This is a genomic window from Synechococcus sp. MIT S9508 (assembly GCF_047303045.1).
Taxonomy (GTDB): domain Bacteria; phylum Cyanobacteriota; class Cyanobacteriia; order PCC-6307; family Cyanobiaceae; genus Synechococcus_C.
On the sequence record NZ_CP138941.1, the window covers coordinates 2,114,692 to 2,133,319 of the forward strand.

The 18,628-nt window shown below is 57.3% G+C and carries 13 protein-coding genes; 11 read left to right on the plus strand and 2 right to left on the minus strand.

The genetic code is table 11. The features are described 5' to 3' along the window. The first annotated feature begins 30 nt into the window (after window positions 1–30). The 8 genes from SIB42_RS11750 to SIB42_RS11785 all read left to right on the plus strand — a co-directional run bounded on the left by SIB42_RS11750 (window position 31) and on the right by SIB42_RS11785 (window position 12,572). Window positions 31–687: a metallophosphoesterase gene (locus SIB42_RS11750; protein WP_067097136.1), complete on the plus strand. Its 657-nt coding sequence runs from the start codon at window positions 31–33 to the stop codon at window positions 685–687. Further along, window positions 681–3,992, plus strand: a complete 3,312-nt coding sequence (locus SIB42_RS11755) for an exodeoxyribonuclease V subunit gamma (protein ID WP_067096803.1) — start codon at window positions 681–683, stop codon at window positions 3,990–3,992. The genes SIB42_RS11750 and SIB42_RS11755 overlap by 7 nt, the downstream gene beginning before the upstream one ends. Further along, on the plus strand, window positions 3,992–7,648 hold the full coding sequence (locus SIB42_RS11760; RefSeq protein WP_067097139.1) for a UvrD-helicase domain-containing protein: 3,657 nt from the start codon (window positions 3,992–3,994) through the stop codon (window positions 7,646–7,648). Before SIB42_RS11755 ends, SIB42_RS11760 begins: the two co-directional genes overlap by 1 nt. Before the next feature lie 50 nt (window positions 7,649–7,698). Continuing rightward, window positions 7,699–9,336, plus strand: coding sequence for an ATP-dependent DNA helicase (locus tag SIB42_RS11765; RefSeq protein ID WP_413328026.1), 1,638 nt, complete (start codon window positions 7,699–7,701; stop codon window positions 9,334–9,336). Window positions 9,337–9,344: 8 nt separating this feature from the next. Next, window positions 9,345–9,680, plus strand: coding sequence for a phosphomannose isomerase type II C-terminal cupin domain (locus SIB42_RS11770; RefSeq protein ID WP_082825074.1), 336 nt, complete (start codon window positions 9,345–9,347; stop codon window positions 9,678–9,680). A gap of 107 nt (window positions 9,681–9,787) precedes the next feature. Further along, entirely contained in the window at window positions 9,788–11,614 is a 1,827-nt protein-coding gene (locus SIB42_RS11775; protein WP_067096793.1) for a DEAD/DEAH box helicase, read from the plus strand. A gap of 5 nt (window positions 11,615–11,619) precedes the next feature. Next, on the plus strand, window positions 11,620–11,916 hold the full coding sequence (locus SIB42_RS11780; protein WP_231856452.1) for a hypothetical protein: 297 nt from the start codon (window positions 11,620–11,622) through the stop codon (window positions 11,914–11,916). Between the two features lie 290 nt (window positions 11,917–12,206). Then, window positions 12,207–12,572 carry an RNA recognition motif domain-containing protein gene (locus tag SIB42_RS11785; RefSeq protein WP_413328029.1) on the plus strand — a complete coding sequence of 122 codons (366 nt, stop codon included), beginning with the start codon at window positions 12,207–12,209 and terminating at the stop codon, window positions 12,570–12,572. A 19-nt stretch (window positions 12,573–12,591) separates the two neighbouring features. Here the strand turns inward: SIB42_RS11785 and SIB42_RS11790 are convergent, their stop codons facing one another. After that, on the minus strand, window positions 12,592–12,789 hold the full coding sequence (locus tag SIB42_RS11790; RefSeq protein WP_067098947.1) for a hypothetical protein: 198 nt from the start codon (window positions 12,787–12,789) through the stop codon (window positions 12,592–12,594). Window positions 12,790–12,890: 101 nt separating this feature from the next. Here SIB42_RS11790 and SIB42_RS11795 point away from each other — a divergent pair, with 101 nt between their 5' ends. From SIB42_RS11795 to SIB42_RS11805, 3 genes are read left to right on the plus strand one after another with little or no spacing between them, the layout of a single operon-like run. Next, a complete protein-coding gene (locus SIB42_RS11795) occupies window positions 12,891–14,699 on the plus strand; it encodes an ABC transporter ATP-binding protein (RefSeq protein ID WP_067098935.1) in 1,809 nt (602 codons plus the stop codon). After that, complete coding sequence (locus tag SIB42_RS11800; RefSeq protein ID WP_067098932.1) at window positions 14,699–16,825, plus strand: cation:proton antiporter; 2,127 nt, start codon at window positions 14,699–14,701, stop codon at window positions 16,823–16,825. The genes SIB42_RS11795 and SIB42_RS11800 overlap by 1 nt, the downstream gene beginning before the upstream one ends. Before the next feature lie 56 nt (window positions 16,826–16,881). Beyond that, the gene (locus SIB42_RS11805) at window positions 16,882–17,784 is read left to right on the plus strand and encodes an LCP family protein (RefSeq protein ID WP_067098929.1); all 903 of its coding nucleotides are present in this window, start codon (window positions 16,882–16,884) and stop codon (window positions 17,782–17,784) included. Between the two features lie 226 nt (window positions 17,785–18,010). On the opposite strand, the gene SIB42_RS11810 is transcribed toward SIB42_RS11805, so the two are convergent. Continuing rightward, the gene (locus SIB42_RS11810; RefSeq protein ID WP_074160797.1) at window positions 18,011–18,526 is read right to left on the minus strand and encodes an FUSC family protein; all 516 of its coding nucleotides are present in this window, start codon (window positions 18,524–18,526) and stop codon (window positions 18,011–18,013) included. Window positions 18,527–18,628: the final 102 nt, after the last annotated feature.

The following is an 18,628-nucleotide window of genomic DNA, read 5'->3' on the forward strand; positions in this document are numbered from 1 at the left end:
AGTCAGAATCAAGTGATCAAAGCGCTCGAAATGGCGTCCACTCGAGGCCATCACTGGGTTATCGGTGACGTGCATGGATGTCACGAGGCCCTGCATCGCCTGATTTCAGTGCTTCCAGCTGAAGATCACCTGGTGTTTTGTGGGGATGTGATCAATCGCGGGCCTGGAATCGCCGCATGCATCAATCAGGTATGGGGATTAGTGGCCAGCGGTCGAGCCACCTGGTTGCGAGGAAACCACGAGCAAATTTTGGTGGAAGGCCTTCAGGCCATTTCTGCTGAGGGGAGAGATGATCTGATCGCGATCGAGACCTACCGACAACTGGGTGACTCGCTGACGAGGGAATGGCAACAACGCCTGAGCACGCTTCCTTTGATGTATTCCGGAGATGGATGGGTGGCCACCCATGCCGGCTTTGATGAACAGGGTCAACCAGACCTCAATGTGCGCGAACCCTTCTGGGAGGGCTACGACGGTCGCTATGGAACCGTGGTGGTGGGCCATACGCCCCGACCGGCGGTAGAACATCGCGGCCAGATCGTGATGATTGACACCGGCGCGGTCTACGGCGGTCTGCTCACCGCGTTCTGCCCAGAAACTGAAGCGGTGGTGCAGGTGAACGGAGAGCCCACTGACAGTCCAACGCCCGCAGACCGTTATGAGCTCTTTGCAGAAGTGCCTTGCTGAGGGTTTACCGCAGCAACCGAGCGGAATTACTCGCTGAGCTTCTGGCGCAGGAACTCAGGCTTGAGCCTCCTGGCCCTTTTGAACAAATCGAGGTGGTGGTCAACACCTGGCCAACCAGCCGTTGGCTCGGTGAACAGCTGGCCAGAGTGAATGGGATCAGTGCACTGGTGCGCTTTCCATTCCCTGGTAGTCGCCTGCGGCAGCTCGTGCAGACCGTGCTCAGCGATGCGCCTGACATCGAAGATCCATGGAGAGCGGAGCGTCTGGTCTGGCAGGTCCTAGACGTTCTGCCGAACCTTCTTGAAGAAGAGTGTGCGTCGAACCTCAGGGAGTGGTGGGAACTCCATGGCGGTCGAGAGGGACAACTGAATCGTGACCAGTGGCAACTGGCCCGCAGCCTGGCCGATGCAATCGACGACTATGCCCTCTACAGGCCAGAGGAGCTGGGTGACTGGCTGGCAGGAGGCGCGGGCGATCAACTCCCGGAGGGATTGCGGTGGCAACCTTGTCTGGCCCGTGCGCTCGCAGAGCAGTTGCCATGCAGGCCTTTCGGATTGCAGGTGCAACAGGTGATTGAACGACTCCGCAAGGGAGAAGAGCCTGCGCTACCCCTACCGCCACGCCTACGCCTCTTCGGCGTCAGCAATCTGGCCCCGGTCCAGATCAATTTGTTGCAGGCCCTGGCCGGACGCATCAGCGTTGATCTGTTTTTACTCACACCCTGTCCAGACCTTTGGCAGCGGTCGCAGAGACGACGCAGGCAACTGGGTGAAGACTGGATCAATTCCCCCGATGGCTCCTGGCTGATTGAAGCTCCACGTCTGGAAGGAATCCTGGGCCGCATGGGTGCCGAATTTCAGTTACTGCTTGAGGGAAGCGGCGAGTGTCTGCTGGGCAGCTGGGAACAGGGCGACCTGTTCGCTGATCCCACTGTGATGAGAACGGCAGAAGACTCCCAGGCGTCTCTACTGGAACAGCTGCAACGGCAGCTCGCGAGCAGCGAATCGGACCAAGCAACTTTGTCACTCAGGCAAGGTGATCATTCGCTGTTGTTCATGGGCTGCGCAGGTCCCTGGAGGGAAGTGCAGCTTGTGCGTGATCGCATCCTCAGCTGGATGGCCGCTGATCCAAGCCTGCAGCCCAGGGATGTTCTGGTGATGACACCCGATGTGGAGCGCTATGCACCGCTGCTGGCTTCTGTGTTTTCCGATCGGGATGCCACTGGTGTGGACCTGCCCTGGCGATTAACCGATCGAAGTCAACAAAACTGTCCTGGACTTCAGCAAGCTTTCATGAGCCTGTTGCGCTTGAGCGCGGATCGGCTCACCGCAAGCGGACTAGAGGCACTGCTTGGCAATCCTGCACTGCAAAGCCTGAAACAGCTGACATCGCAGGACGCGATGGCAATCAGCGAAGCACTGCAGCGCAGTGGCTTCCGCTGGGGGTTGGATGCAGCTGAACGCAACGGAGATGACACCAATAGCTTGCGCTGGTGCCTGGATCGCTGGCTGCTGGGTCTGGCATTACCGGAAGAACCAGGACTTGCAGTTGATTCCTGCGCACCCGCGCTGACTGATCTGAGCCTGCAGCAAATCGAGGTGTGGTGGCCGCTGCTGGATCAACTGGCGGGGTGGATCGCCCAGTTGCGTTGCAGTGCTCCCTGCCCTGAATGGGTGGATCGGTTGCGCAGGCTGCTTCAGGAGCTTTTCAATGATGGTGGCAACTGGGACTGGGAGCTGCAGGCCATTCATCAGTGCCTTGAGACCTGGCAGCTCCAAGCCAATGACTGCGCTCTGGAACTGGATATTGCAGTTGTGATCAGCGTGCTGGAGGAAGCGCTCTCCACGGAAAGCGGCCGCTTCGGCCACCGCAGCGGTGCCCTCACGATCAGCGCTCTGGAGCCGATGCGAGCAATCCCACATCGTGTGATCGTCCTGATGGGTCTTGATGCCTCCTCCTTTCCAAGACATCAGGAACGTGCAGGCTTTCACCTGCTCGAACTACAACGTCGACTCGGCGACCCCAGCAGTACAGACCAGGATCGCTATGTGTTGCTTGAAGCACTGCTCTCAGCTCGGCAGCATCTGCTGATCAGCTGGAGTAACCGTGATGAGCGACAAGGTGACCCACTGCCGCCATGCCCACCGGTTCAACAGTGGCTGAGTCTGCTGGCAGAGGAGTTCGAGACTGAGCAAATGGACCGGCTGCTGATTCACCCTCCCGCCAATCCTCTGGATGTCGCTAATTTCATTGTCACTCCACAAAGAGACGCGATCAGTTGCGACCGCCGGCTCTTAAACGCACGACGCAATCTCGATGCACATATCGGGGAAGATCATGCACATCGTGATCTAGGCCTGGCCTTACCGCTTGTTTGGCAGCCTCCAACAACCGATGCAGCCATACCAATCAACGCGGAAGCAATCGAACGACTTGAACGCTGGCTGCAGGCCCCGCAAAAGGAGTGGTTGAAACGTCAAGGCATCGATGCGGGTGAATGGTGTGATCCTGTCAACGATCTTTCTCCCCTATCGCTACCGGAATTGGACTGTCATCAGTTGCTCAACCAGCGATTGTCTGAACAGCTCGATCTGCTGGCGCACGATCCCGAAGCCCGTTGGGACGTTCAGGAGACGGAAGACTGGATTGCCCGTAGTTGCGGGCAAGGCTTCATGCCTCCTGGCGCGGCAGCTGAACTGGAGAACAATCGGCTGGAGAGACGCTGGCAAAACCTCCAAAAAACTCTTCTGAACCTGGGACCTCTACGGCTGCAGCAGCAACCGGCGTCCCAGCATTCAGCCTTGTTGATGGCAGGCGAGACAGCTGTTCAAATCAGCACGTCAAGGCTGAGGTCACGCTCTCTGTTGCAGAGTTGGCTGAAGCACCTGCTAGCCCAATTGGATGATGCTGCCTGCCACACCGCTGTGGTGTGCCGACAAGACAGCAGTGCAAAAGCCGATCAATTCCACATCGCCATGCGTTGGAGAGCGCTGAAACCCCAGGAGGCTGATCACGAAATCAGAGCTCTGCAGAGCCTGGCACAGCAGGGAGCAGAGTTGTGCTGGCCGGTCCCACCGGACAGCGGCCTGGCCAGAGCAATGGCTTGGTCGAAGGGGGAAGAAGCGGCGGACAAGGCCTTTATGAATCGCTGGCAGGGAGGCTTCAGCGGCTGGGCCGAACGGGATCGGCCCGAGCAGAAAGTCTGCTTCGGCAGCCACTGCGATGCCGAGTTGCTGTTAAGCCTGGAAGGCTTTGAAGCCGCTTTTCAGGCGTTGTATCAACCGCTGCTCGAGGCGCGGTGCTGATGACGATGGCAACAGCTAGAAGCACGCGACGATTCGAAGCCAATACCTACCCCTTGACGCCCGGCATTCGACTCCTGGAGGCGAGCGCTGGAACAGGAAAGACCTTCGCCCTGGCCCACCTCGTACTGCGACTGGTAACGGAACAAGGATTGAGCCTCGATCAACTATTGGTGGTGACCTTCACGGAAGCCGCGGCCGATGAATTGCGCGACCGGATCGGACGCCGACTTGACGCGACGCTGCAGGGACTACTTCAAAAGGAACGAAGCAGCAGCCTGTTGCCTGAAACGGATGCAGTTCTGCAGAACTGGCTTGAGCAGCACGGACGGCATTCCCAGCAACGCAGACTGCTGGCCAGCCGACTGCTCGAGGCCCTCGAAGCCCTGGAACGAGCAAACATCACCACGATCCATGGCTTCTGCCGCCGCAGCCTTCGCCGGCAAGCGCTTCAGAACGGTCAGGCCATTGATCTTGCTCTTGATGATGATCCACAGACCCTGGCCATCCAGGTCGCTCATGACCTCTGGCGAGAAGAGGTCCTCGAGCTTGAACCAGGGCACGTTGCAGGACTGCTGCAAGCAGGCCTGTCGCCAGAAGCATTCGCTTCAGCACTTCAAAGACTGGATGGTGACTGTGCGGTGCACATCGCTGAGGATGCAGAGCCGATCGCGCCCGAGCAAACGCTTGGCGAGGTGTTTGAGGGTTGGCTGCAGAGCCGCTGGAAGCACTTCCTTGCTGAATGGAACAGCGGTGGAGCGGCTCTGGAACAAGCACTTCGAAGCTGCGCAGCCGAATGGCGCAGCCTCGGTTGCACCGACACCAAACCCTTTAGTGCCCGCCCTAGGAAAGACCGAAGCCAGGAGCTCGACACCTGGATTGACCACATCAGCAAGACCTGTGGACCTTCGATGCACTATGTCGAAGTGCGCAATCAGATGCTTCTCGGTGGTTATTTCCATCCAGGCAGCTTTCAGAAAACGGCGCGGTCCTGCGCTGAAGCCGACCCCAGCCTTGCTTCAGCCGCACTGCAGACCGCCATCGCCGACCTCTGGGACGGACCAGCCGAACAGACCTGGCGCTATCTGCTGATCAAAGGGCTGAATCAGCTCATCGAGCGGCGCAGACAACGCGGAGTGGTTGGATTTTCAGGGCTGCTGGATGCACTCGACCCCGCGCAGTCAGATTCAGCGGAAGCTTGGCTCACTCCTCTGCGGGCGCGCTACCGGGCGGTGCTGATCGATGAGTTTCAGGACACCGACCCGCTTCAGTGGAGACTTCTGAAAACCGCTTTCTCGACGCCGAACCACCTGCTGCTGATGGTCGGGGACCCCAAACAGGCGATCTATCGCTTCCGCGGCGGAGATCTGAACACCTACAAAACGGCACGGCTTCAAGCGGACTGTATTGATGACCTACTCGACAACCGCCGCACAACACCCCTGCTGATGCAGGCCATGAATCAGCTGATGGCTCCGGGATTGCTGCTCTCCGAACTCTCGGTACCTGAGGTGATGCCAAGATCTTCCGCACAACCCCTGCCACTGCTTGAGGGGAGTGCATCACTCCAGATCCACGACATCAATCCCGATGACGATGAGGGGGTTAGTAGCCGTACATCTCTGGAGGAGCAGATTCCCCGCGTTGCCGCCGGCCTGATCCTGCACACCCTCAGACAAGATCCAGACCTGAATCCCTCCGAACTGTGCATCCTGGTCAGCAGGCATCGTCAAGCCGAAGCCATCCGCGCAGAGCTGGCGGCTGCTGGACTGCCAAGCCGCCTTGTCAGTCAAGGGGATGTCTTCAGTAGCCAGGGAGCCTCGGATCTGCAGACCTTCCTTGACGCACTCGCACGTCCTGCCCATGCCGGTAGATTACGGCAACTGGCCGTGTCCTCACTCCTGCAGTGGAGAAGCGATGAGCTGGCAGCCGCAGATAGCAACGGTCAGCTGGATCAACTGGCCTCACAGCTCCAGCAGCTCGGCGTCGATCTTCCGAAGCTAGGGCTGATGGGTTGCCTGGCACGCCTGATGGATGGGCAGACCGTGGCCGATCTATCGAGCCGCGGCCGCTTACTCGGTGATCTCCAGCAATGTGCACGACTCGTGCAGGACACGATGCACCGCCAGGGCTTGGATGCCCCAAGTGGTGCCGATTGGTTGCGACGCCAACGCCTTGACCCTCCCGACACGATCCCAGAGCAGCGCCAGCCCTTCAGCGATCTAGCCGAGAGTGCGGTTGCGGTTGTGACTGTTCATCGCAGCAAAGGTCTGCAGTATCCGGTCGTGATCTGTCCCTATTTGTGGGAAGCGCCTTCACCTGCAAAAGGTCCGCTGTGGCGTGTGCCGGCAGGAGACGAGTCCGGCAGCTGGCGCGTAGCGCTGAATCCGCATTGGGGACTGGGGCATACGGCCAGCCAATGCGATGAACGGGAAAGTCGAGCTGAAGCGGAACGTCTCGCCTACGTCGCGATGACACGGGCCGAACGCCATCTGGTTCTGTTTCAGGCCAGGGCAGCGCGGCAGGAGGGCAATCCACTCGCACCATGGCTGGAGCAACTCGCTGACCCACCGGGTCCCTTGATCAGCCTGCACCGAGCCGAAGTCAACGCCTTATCCGACCGATGGCACCCCCGCATGGTTGAACGGAACCTGCAATGTGGTGCCGTACCAGGTCATGGTTTTGACCGCAGCTGGGGGCGCAGCAGCTACTCGGCCTGGATCTCAAGCCATGGCAATGCGAAAGCCACCAGCCCAGACCCGCGCAACCTTGAGGAAGGGCGCGATGTAGATGCCCAGACCGGTGCAGATACCGAAAGCCTCTCATTCAGCGATCAAAGCGAACCGGTGGATCCCAAAGACAGCCCGTTGGGAGCCTTTCCAAGGGGTGCAGCAGCCGGTGATTGCTTGCACCGCATCCTGGAGCAGGTTCCATTTGATCAAGACATCAAACAGGACAACAACCGCGCTCTGGTGGAGCGAGAACTGACGCGATCCGGCCTGGAGACCTCCTTGGACGACGCAGTCCTCGAGGGTCTGGAGACACTGATGCAGGCCCCCTTCGGAGGACCACTCGGCAATCTGCAACTGAAGTCGTTGCACAGTGGGCGGCGTTTGCATGAACTCAGCTTTGATCTACCTGTCGCTCATCAGGGCAGAGCGGTCCAGCCCAAGCAACTGGCGCGGGCCTTTCGCGTTGACCCCGATCGCCGATTCGGTGAACGCTACGCCGATTCACTGGAAGATCTGGAATTTCTCAGCCGAGGCTTTCTCACTGGCTCCATAGATCTGGTCTTCACTGATGGCGACGATCCCACCACTGCTCGTTGGTGGGTTGCGGACTGGAAAAGCAACTGGATCGGCGAAAGAGACGTGGATGGGCGTCCGTTGCACTGCGGACCACGGCACTATTCACAGAGCGCCATGGAGGAGCAGATGTATCAACATCACTATCCTCTGCAAGCCCATCTCTACCTTGTCGCCCTACATCGATTCCTGCAGTGGCGACTCGACGGCTACCAGCCTGAGCGACATCTCGGCGGATATGCCTACGTCTTCCTTCGTGGTGTTTCCAAATCTGGCGGCAGTGGCGTGATTCTTGAAGCAGCACCTCTGCAACGCCTCCGTGCGCTCGACTGTGTCTTGAGAGGTGAGGATTGATGGATCCCTACGATTGGACTACCGCCTCATCGGCTCTGAGTCGAGGAATAATGTCGATGCTGCTTCGTCGCTACCCACCTCCGGCGGAGTTCGGCAACAACGAGCTCAGTGCTCTTAAAGATCTTGTGAGGGCGATGACCCAGGCCCTCAGCCATGGTGAGATGAGTATCGATCTGGGCACCAGCAACCAGCAACCCAGTGAGCTGGAGGCCGATGGCTGGCCCGAGACGCATCGACGGGTGATTGAAGCCAGCGGCTGGTTGCAGAAAGAGCCTGTGCTGATGGTGATGGAAGGGGATCAGCTGCTCTGGCGACGTTGGCATCAGGGCATGGAGACGCTGGAGCAGACACTGATCCAACGCAGCGCACTGTCCCCCGTTGGCAAGCCAGACGGACGTCGCAGAAGAGATGACACCAAGAGATTGACTTCGGAGCAGACGTTCAACCCGGAGCAGCTTGCGGCGGTCAATGCGGTCAGCGATCACAGGGTGGTGCTGCTCAGCGGAGGGCCCGGGACCGGCAAAACCAGCACCGTGCGCGCCATGCTGATCCGAGCCATGGCGGATCGCGGAGACCTGCGCATTCATCTGGCCGCTCCGACAGGAAAAGCGGCACGGCGCCTGCAGGAGGCAATCCGAGGCGATCAACGCACAGCTGAATTGCCCTGCACCACATTGCATCGGTTGCTGCAAGCAAGACCAGGCGGCTTCATCCGTCATCGCCGCAATCCACTCGCCGTGGATCTGCTGGTGGTCGACGAAGCCTCAATGGTCGACCTAACACTGGCGCAGGCACTGATGGATGCTCTGCCAGCCACGGCACAACTGCTGCTTGTTGGTGATGCCAACCAGCTGCCACCGATCGGAGTCGGCGCGGTCTGGCAACACCTACAAAAGGCTGACCTGCAGCAGCGATTCGGCACTGCTGCTGTGCGTCTAAATCAGGTTTACAGAAACCGAGGAGACCTGGCTCGATTGAGCTCGCTGTTGTGCCATCAGGGGGCGGAAGCCTTCTGGACCGACCTCGCGGATCTCGATGACGCGGCCAACGTGCATCAACTGCTCTCTGAGTCTTCTCGGTTGCCAGCGACGGTGACCGATGCCGTCCATCAGCAGCTGGAGAGCCTGAGGTTGGCGGCCAACAGCCTGGAGGTCAGGCCTGATGGATCTCCCGATCCCGAACGAGCCCATGCCCTTCTCGAGCGCCTCGATGCCTTGATCGTGCTTTGCCCGCGGCGTCGGGGGTTATGGGGAGTGGACAGTCTTCACCGGCATTTGGTGTCGGGCAGTGATGCTCGTGATTGGCCCGAGGGGTTGCCTGTTCTCTGCAGCGACAATCAAATTGAACTGGGTCTTGCCAACGGCGACCTTGGGCTCTGCATCGGCAGCGGCGAAACACGCAGACTGCTGTTCCGATGCAGTGATGAATCAGGCCACGGTGTTTATCGACTACTGCATCCAGCCAGGGTCCGCCGAATCGAGCCTGCTCTGGCTCTCACGATTCACAAAGCTCAGGGCAGCGAGGCTGATCAAGTGGTGCTGCTGTGGCCACCTTGCGATGACACAAGCAACACAGCGCTTCTCTACACGGCTATCACAAGAGCTCGTCATCAACTGACTTTGGTGCGACTGGCATCCTCAAAGAGCAGCGGCATGCTGGGGGCGATCGATCGTCAGGGGTCGGTGTGACAACAAGAGTGGATCGTCCCTGGGGCTGGTACGAAGAGCTGGCCGAGGGAGCCGGCTACAAAGTGAAGCGACTACTTGTGAAGGAGAACGCGCGGCTCAGCCTGCAACGCCACCAACATCGCAGCGAACATTGGGTGATTGCCGCTGGAAGTGGGTCCGTCTATTGCGATGGCAGCTGGATGGACGCTGCGGTGGGCAATACCTTTGAAATTCCTGTAAGAGCAATTCATCGGGCCTTCGGAGGTCCCGGAGATCTTCTGATCATCGAAGTCCAACGCGGCGCAATTTTGCTGGAATCCGACATCGAACGACTGGAGGATGACTTCGGGAGGGTGATAAATTGACCGTTCACCTTTGAAAAGAAGGCAAGCAATACAGCGCGGCACAACATGCCGATGGGACGTTGCAGGCCTGATTTGAAGGATCAATCAGGCAGACCGCCTTCATCGACATGACCCAGACGCAATCGCAGGCCGTTGAGCCCTGCGCAGTGGATCTCACTGTTTCAGAGCTTCCTGTAGCAACAGCCGAGGCCGCAGAACAGGATCTGTTCACCACCGTGATTGAACCGAGCGGGGACGACAAATCCGGCGCAGACCCAAGAACTAAGGAGTCCAATCCATCTGGCTTCGCTGGTTTCGGATTCAGCGAAGCACTGCTGAAGACCCTTGATGTCAAGGGCTACAAGGAACCATCCCCGATTCAAAAAGCAGCAATTCCAGAACTGATGCTGGGCCGCGATCTGGTCGGCCAAGCTCAGACCGGCACAGGCAAGACCGCTGCCTTTGCGCTGCCCCTACTGGAACGCCTTGAGGGGCGTAGCAATCAGCCGAGGGTGCTGGTGCTCGCACCCACTCGTGAACTGGCGATGCAAGTTGCCGACTCCTTCAAGGCTTACGCCGCCGGACATCCCCATCTGAATGTGATGGCGATCTACGGAGGATCCGATTTCAGATCGCAGATTCATGCCCTCAAGCGTGGTGTGGATGTGGTGGTCGGGACCCCTGGCCGCGTGATGGACCACATGCGCCAGGGAACACTCAACACCTCAGGACTGCGCAGTCTGGTGCTGGATGAAGCCGACGAGATGCTGCGAATGGGCTTCATCGACGATGTGGAGTGGATTCTTGAGCAACTGCCTGAAGAGCGTCAGGTGGTGCTGTTCTCAGCAACGATGCCGAATGAGATCCGTCGTCTCTCGAAGCGCTATCTGAGCGAACCAGCAGAGATCACCATCAAGACCCAAGACCGTGAAGCCAAACGAATCCGTCACAGATCCATCACCCTTCAGAACAGTCACAAACTCGAGGCCTTGAATCGGGTACTGGAGGCTGTAACCGGGGAAGGCGTGATCATTTTCGCCCGCACCAAGGCCATCACTCTCACCGTTGCTGAGTCCCTGGAGGCGTCAGGTCATGATGTGGCGGTTCTCAACGGCGATGTTCCGCAAAACCAGCGCGAACGCACGGTTGATCGCCTGCGCAAGGGCACGGTGAACATCCTCGTCGCCACAGACGTGGCAGCCCGTGGTCTTGATGTGGACCGGATTGGGCTGGTGATCAATTACGACATGCCATTCGACAGCGAGGCATATGTGCACCGCATCGGGCGCACAGGTCGAGCAGGCCGCACAGGCGAAGCCATCTTGTTCATCACGCCTCGGGAACGTCGCTTTGTCGGCAACCTCGAACGGGCGGTGGGTCAGGCCATTGAACCGATGGACATTCCCAGCAATGCCGAAATCAACGAGAGCAGGTTGAATCGGCTGCGTACCCGCCTCAGTCAGGCTGCTGTAGCCGAAAGCGACGAAGAAACCACGCTGCTACAGGAGCTGATTCAAAGGGTGGGCCAGGAGAACGAGCTGAGCATGGAGCAGCTGGCAGTGGCAGCCCTGAAGCTTGCAGTGGGTGATCAGCCGCTGCTGGTGCAGGGTGATGAAGGCTGGCTCAAGACACCTGCTCGCGCCGATCGTCGCGATGATCGGCGCGATCCACGCGGTCGCGATCGTCGCCGAGTCGATCGAGAGTCACGCCCTCCTGAGGACAACATGATGCGCTACAGGGTTGAGGTGGGTTACCGCGACCGGGTCAAACCGGGGAACCTCGTCGGCGCTATCGCCAATGAATCAGGCCTGCAGGGGCGAATGATCGGAAGAATTCAGATCTTTGATGCGCATAGTCTTGTGGATCTTCCCAAAGGCATGCCTGAGGATGTGTACAACGCTCTTCGCAGACTAAAAGTCATGAACCGAGAGCTGCAGATCACTCCAGCCTCCTGACCCTCATGGTCGGCCGCCTTTGTTTGCTCAGCATGGCACTCGCCACGCTGATCCCGATCTGCGGGCCCGCACACTCAGTGGAAGCTGAAAACAAGATCACTCAGCTTTGCCTTGCGGGCTTCAAGACGGCCATGAGTCAGGCCGGAATAGTACCTCCAAAGGGAATGGGAGATTTCACCTGTGACTGTTTTCTCAGAGAAATGAACAAGGGCAATTCAATTCAGTGGCAATCTCTGCTGAGCACCATTGAATCGGCACAGGAAACCTGCACACAACAGGCAGCGGAACGCTTCAAAAGCTGAATTCCAGCCGAAGTTGGTCGGGGTGCCTCCCCAAAGCTGAACTGTTGATCGGTGTTCTTTGAAGGTGATCCGCAAACCGCTAATACCTCTATCAACAAGCCCCACCTGGAATTAGACACTTTTTTCGCGTCTCTTTCCTGTCCAGGCTGTAGCGTGTAACTGCATCAGCATCACCCTTCGGCTCTGATCGGCTCGCTCCCCCCGGCTTCAGCTTCTCGGCTACAGCATCAAGGACTTTCCAATTCGGACCACGGCTTCACTGATCAAATGTCCATCGGTCCCAATAGGAAATGACCATCTACATCGGCAATCTCTCCTTCCAGGCTGAGCAGGAAGACCTGCTTGACCTGTTCAGCCAGTACGGCGAAGTGAAGAGCGCCAGCCTTCCTCTCGACAGAGAGACAGGTCGCAAGCGCGGCTTCGGCTTCATTGAAATGAACACCGACGAAGACGAACAGAAAGCAATCGACGACCTCCAAAATGTTGAATGGATGGGTCGGATGATCCGTGTCAACAAAGCCACACCCCGTGAGCGTGGCGGCGGCGGTGGCGGCGGTGGCGGCGGTGGCCGCGGTGGCTATGGCGGCGGCGGCCGTGATGGCGGTGGCGGTGGCGGTGGCGGTGGCTACGGCGGCGGTGGCGGAAATCGCTGGTAATCAACGCCTTGGAGCCGGCTCAGAGAGCTGGCTCCTGCTCTAAGCCATCCAGCCACTGATCACGCTGAAGAGCACGCCGTTGTCGGCGCTGACTCACGTCCAGTCGTTGATATCCACCCCATTCAGCTTGAGAGTCCGGAATCCTGCAGCGCAGGGTCTGCCGATGACGGTGAGCCAAATACCGATGGAATCGGTTCAGTGCGCGTGAACGGGTCATGCAACCTCCTCGTTCTCCTTTCATGGTCTAGCTCGGCTGTAAATGGACTCAAGCGACTGCTCAACACAACGCTTGAATAAGACAGTGAGCAGGCCGAACGGATGCCCCATTCCAAGCCCCATGCCATTGAGCAGGCGCCTCTGATTCGTTTGTTTCAGCATCTGCGCCCTTACCGCAGGAGGGTTTGGTGTGCCGCCAGTTGCTCGGTGATCAACAAAATCTTCGATCTGGCACCACCGGTGCTGATCGCGCTCGCTGTTGATGTTGTTGTTCAGCAGGACACGTCATGGCTTGCTCAGCTCGGCGCCACCACGGTGCTCAGTCAGTTGATCGTGCTGGCAGTGCTGTCGTTCATGGTCTGGACGGCTGAATCCTTTTTTGAATATCTCTATGGCCTGCTCTGGCGCAACCTCGCCCAGAGCACTCAACACAGCCTACGTCTTGAGGCCTATGACCATCTCCAGAAACTGGAGATGGACTTCTTCGAACACGACAGCAGCGGACGGCTGCTCACGGTTCTCAACGATGACATCAATCAGCTTGAGCGATTTCTGAACCATGGAGCCAATGAAATCTTGCATCTCATCACCACGGTGCTGCTGGTGGGTGGTTTGATGACGATGTTGGCTCCAGGTGTGGCGCTTTTTGCCTTCCTGCCCATCCCAGTCATTCTTTGGGGCTCGCTGAATTTCCAGCGCCGGCTCGCCCCACGCTATGGCGATGTACGCCGCCGAGCAGGAGATATGGCCTCCAAACTCACCAACAACATTGGAGGCATGCTCACCATCAAAAGCTTTGCCCAAGAGAAATGGGAGCTTGAGCAGCTACGCAGGGAAAGTGATGCCTACAGGGAGTGCAACCGCCATGCCATCAGGATCTCTGCCGCTTTCATTCCACTGATCCGTTTCGTCATTCTGTTTGCATTTCTGGCCATTCTGCTTGTCGGGGGGATTCAGGCCAGGAATGGCGTGATCGCAGTTGGTACTTACAGCTTTCTTGTCTTCATCACCCAGCGGTTGCTCTGGCCGCTCACCACTCTCGGCCGCACACTGGACGACTACCAACGCTCCATGGCCTCGACGACTCGGGTGCTTGATCTGATCGACACACCAATCCAGATCGCTGGTGGAAGCTGCCGTCTCGCCCCTGAGCAAGTGCGTGGTGACATCCGCTATGAGCTGGTCGATTTTGCCTATCGGAATCGCCCGGCTCTGCTGAACCAATTCAACCTGACCATTCCCGCGGGAAAAACCCTGGGAATTGTCGGAGCCACCGGTTCAGGCAAAAGCTCTCTGGTGAAACTGTTGCTGAGGCTTTATCCACTCAATGGAGGGAGAATTTTCCTGGATGACATCCCCATTGAGCAGCTAAGGCTCGATGATCTCCGGCGTTCAATCGCCCTCGTCAGTCAGGACGTCTACCTTTTTCATGGCAGTGTCGGCGAGAACATCGCCTATGGAGCAGCTAACGCCTCACTAGAGAAAGTACTCGTCGCCGCCCGAGAGGCCGAAGCGCTCGAGTTCATCCAGGCACTGCCGGAACAGTTCGACACGATCGTGGGAGAGAGAGGGCAACGGCTCTCCGGAGGGCAGCGCCAACGGATCGCATTGGCGAGAGCGATTCTGAAAAACGCACCTGTATTGATTCTCGATGAAGCAACCGCGGCAGTTGATAACGAGACCGAAGCCGCGATCCAGCGTTCACTCATGCGCATTACCGCGAACCGCACCACACTGGTGATTGCTCATCGACTCAGCACAGTTCGACATGCCGATCGCATCGTTGTCATGGATCAGGGTTGCATCGTGGAGGATGGCACCCATGAACAACTGCTGCATCAAGCTGGTGTCTATGCCGATCTCTGGCGCGTTCAGGCCGGACTTCGCCACGATGAAGCCCTGATTCTTTGATGGTCCACCTGCTCGCTGCGGCGTCACCGGGGTTCACATCGCTGTCCCATCTGGCACATCAGCCATTGGGCAGCTTTGCCTTGCTCGTTGCACTGGCAATGCTGGTTCCACCCCTATTTAGGAGAACAGGTCTTCCCGATCTCGTCGGCCTGCTGCTCGCGGGCGTGCTGATGGGCCCCAGCGCTCTCAATTTTCTGCAGCCAGACGGTGAGACCCTTCAACTCGTTTCTGACATCGGCGCGATCTACCTCCTGTTCATAGTGGGCCTAGAGATTGATCTCGATGAATTCAACCGAGTTCGCAGTCGATCTCTGACCATTGGAATTCTCCATTTTGTCGGTGGCATGACAACCGGGGGAGCCATTGGACTCCTACTCGGCTATCCACTGGTGCCCTGTCTCCTGATCGGGAGCCTGATTGCAACGCATACCCCTTTGGGCTACCCAATCGTGCGCAGTTATGGAGCACAGCGAGATGAAGCTGTCGTGGTCAGCGTTGGCAGCACCATCCTCACCGATATCGCCTCTCTGGTTGTGCTTGCGATCGCCATCGGTCTTGGCAAGCAGTCCTTTTCACTAACCAATCTGGCCGGCCTGATCGCCAGCGTCTCCATCTTTGCCGTGGCCGTCGTCACGATCATTCGCAAGGTCGGACGCAGGATCTTCCGCGGAAGCATCAACGACGAAAGCAGGATCTTCCTAACCATCCTGCTCATCCTGTTCATCGCTTCGATTGGAGCGGAGCTTGCCGGGGTGGAAAAAATCGTGGGGGCCTTTCTGGCGGGGCTGGCGGTGAACTCCGTTTTACCGGAGGGCAAGTCAAAACAGCAGGTGATTCTGGTTGGTGCGGCTCTGTTCATCCCCATCTTTTTCATTCACCTCGGCCTCCTGCTTGATCTGAACAGCCTCAAAAACTCCATGACCCATTTTGAGCTGCCTGTTCTGATGGTGATCGGAGTGATCAGCTGCAAAGGCGTGGTGAGCCTGATTGCAGGTCGAGCCTTCCGGTACAACGGCAACCAAATGGTGATGATGTGGTCGCTGGCCATGCCACAGGTCGCCGCAACACTGGCCACAGCATTCATTGGCTACGAAGCTGGATTGCTCGACCAAACGGTGCTGAATTCCGTTCTGGTCATGATGGTGGTGACCGCAACCCTCGGACCAATCCTCACCGCACGTTCCGTCAGGCAGCTGGTGGAACCGAAACGAACACGACGCAACGGCGCAGAGCTTGACGAGCAGGCCTTGTCAGGCGACGACACTCCTCCAGAGGTGGTCAGCCGTCCCCTAACCATCGTCGTTCCGATCGCGAATCCTTCCACGGAACAGGGGCTTTTGAGCATTGCGTCTCGGCTGCTAAGTGGCAGTGCCGAAATGCAGGGTCAATTACTGCCCCTGGCGCTGGTCTGTCCCAGTCTTGAAGAAGCGCGGGGGGGATTGAATCGTGCCGTTGCATCTGCGAGGGAACGACTGTCCCAGGCTGCGACTATTGGCAAACAGCTCAAGGTCAGAACCCGCTGCCTGCTTCGACTGGATGAAGACATTGCAGGCGGAATGAGTCGCAGCGCCCTGGAACAGGGTGCTGATCTGTTGATGATTGGAGCGGGACGACCGGACAAGGTGAGGCGCTGGTTTTTTGGTGACCTCGTGGACGGGGTCTGCCGCAGCGCTCACTGCCCCGTTGTGGTGGTCAGCCTGGCCGAACGCCCGGTCGAAACCCTTCAACGAATTCTTGTACCCATCAAAGACCTCTCCGCCAGCGCCCGCGAACAATTTGAGCTTGCCCAACGGCTTCTCGCGAGCCAGTCCAGCGAGCAAGGCCTGATCACGCTTTTGCACATCGTTGATCCAAGACTCAATCGATCTGAACGCATCCGAATCGAACATGAGCTGCGTCGCTGGCAACCCCGCGGCAGCATGGGCGCCGTCATTCGGATTCAGCTCGCGTCCGGACCTGGGGTTGAAACCAAGATCGAACGCAGCAGCCGCGATCACGATCTGGTGATCTTGCGCTCTCAGCGCCGTCAGGTCGCAGGGTTACCCATTCCAGCAAGTGATCGAACCAGCAATCTGGTCTCTCTGATGAATTGCGCTTCGATGGTGATCAGCGAACCCTTGACCTGAACCAAGTCAACCAAGAAATCATTAAGAAATGGAGATTTCGGGCTTAAAGTGCGTCAATGGATGATGCGAGAAAAGTTCGGCCAAAAACTTTAATCCTGTCAGCCATTGCGGGGCTGACAGGGGGATTTTTGCTGGCGATTCCGCTCAGTCGTTCGCTCATGCCTGAATCTGAGGCTCCTCTTCTGCTGCCTGTCAGCAATCCCTTTTCAGCTTGGTCCGTCTTTGACAACCGCGAGATTCTCGTGCTTGGCGTTGATGATGGTGGCGGCAACACCGATGCGATCTTCACGTTGAAAGTGGAAGGAGGACGCACCTCCATCACTCAGATCCCAAGAGATAGCTACATCGATTCCCATAGCTTCGGGCCTGTCAAGGCCAATGCTCTTTATGCCTACGGGGGGCATGAAGCTGTCAAGGCTGAGTTATCCAGGCTGATGGGTCGACCGATCGACCATCACATCCTTGTGAACCTCAATGGAATCCGAAAACTCAGTGATCTAGTCGGAGGCGTTGAGGTCGATGTCCCGAAACGCCTTTACTACCGCGACAACAGTCAGGGGCTGCTGATTGATCTGCAACCCGGACCTCAACTGCTCAAGGGTCATGACCTTGAAGGATTCCTGCGCTGGAGACACGATGAGGAAGGAGACTTGGGTCGTCTGGCGCGACAGCAGCTTGTGCTGAAAAGCCTGTTCAGCCGACTGACCCGGCCTGAACATCTTGTGAAACTGCCCGCCCTGATCAAAGAAGCCGGCAACAACCTTGAAACCGATCTCGGCGCCATGGAGCTGGGCGGATTGATTACGGCGATGGGGCTGACGGAACTGGAAACCGAACGTCTTGATGCACGCCCCTTCTATCGGAATGGCATCAGTTATCTCGACACTGAATGGCCTGCGCAACAGAGCGGTGGTGATGCCAGTGAATCCAGCAGCTGGCGCTACCGCTTCCTCTACTGACATGTATCAGTTTGATTTTCAACTGATACATGACTGCAATTCATAGAAATTATGCATCCTCAAATTCCTCGATCTCGATTAAAGCCAAAATCAAATCGTTCCTTTTACTCATTAAGCTTTACGAGGAATAGGAAGATATTGTCTTCTTCCAAAGATTAGGTTCATCAATATTAAGAACAGTACATTTCTCAAAGCATCCAGCCTTGAAGGAGACTGATTTCAGGCCTTAATCAGCCAAGGCTTTAGGCCACAAAGAAATCAAGATGACTGCAACGGCAGAGCCAATACAAGATTCGCAGAAACGCAACAACGCATTCAGCGCTGGGTTTAGCACTGGATTTAGACTTGCAGTCACCATGACTACAAGCACTGTAATAGCCGAAAGCCTCATCCAACTGTTCATATTCAAAGAAGTGCAGATAAGCGATGAAGCGAAAATCGATGCACCCATTCCAACCGCATGAAACGGAAAGAGAGAGAGATAAAGAGCACTAATGGTAGCCCCCAAGGCTGTTCCGATTACCCTAACCCAAGCGGAGTCTGCGGTACCTGTTTTGCTTACCCGAACTACAATGACAGCCGAAATTGCTGACCAGAGACCTCCTATTTTTGGGAAATAACCTGGGAACAAAGCAGTAAAACGCAGGCCGAGCCAATACGCAAAGAGAGCGACAAGAGCGATCTGAACAGAAATCAAAAGCTCATTTAGCCTGATTTGGAACCTTCCACTCGATTTGAACATCTTTTAAAAATCAAGGAGACGATACTTGGCGTTCGAAAAGATTGGAGCCAGTTAGAACTTGTCAGATAGCCTCATACTTGAAGAAAAGGAATGAAAGAGAAT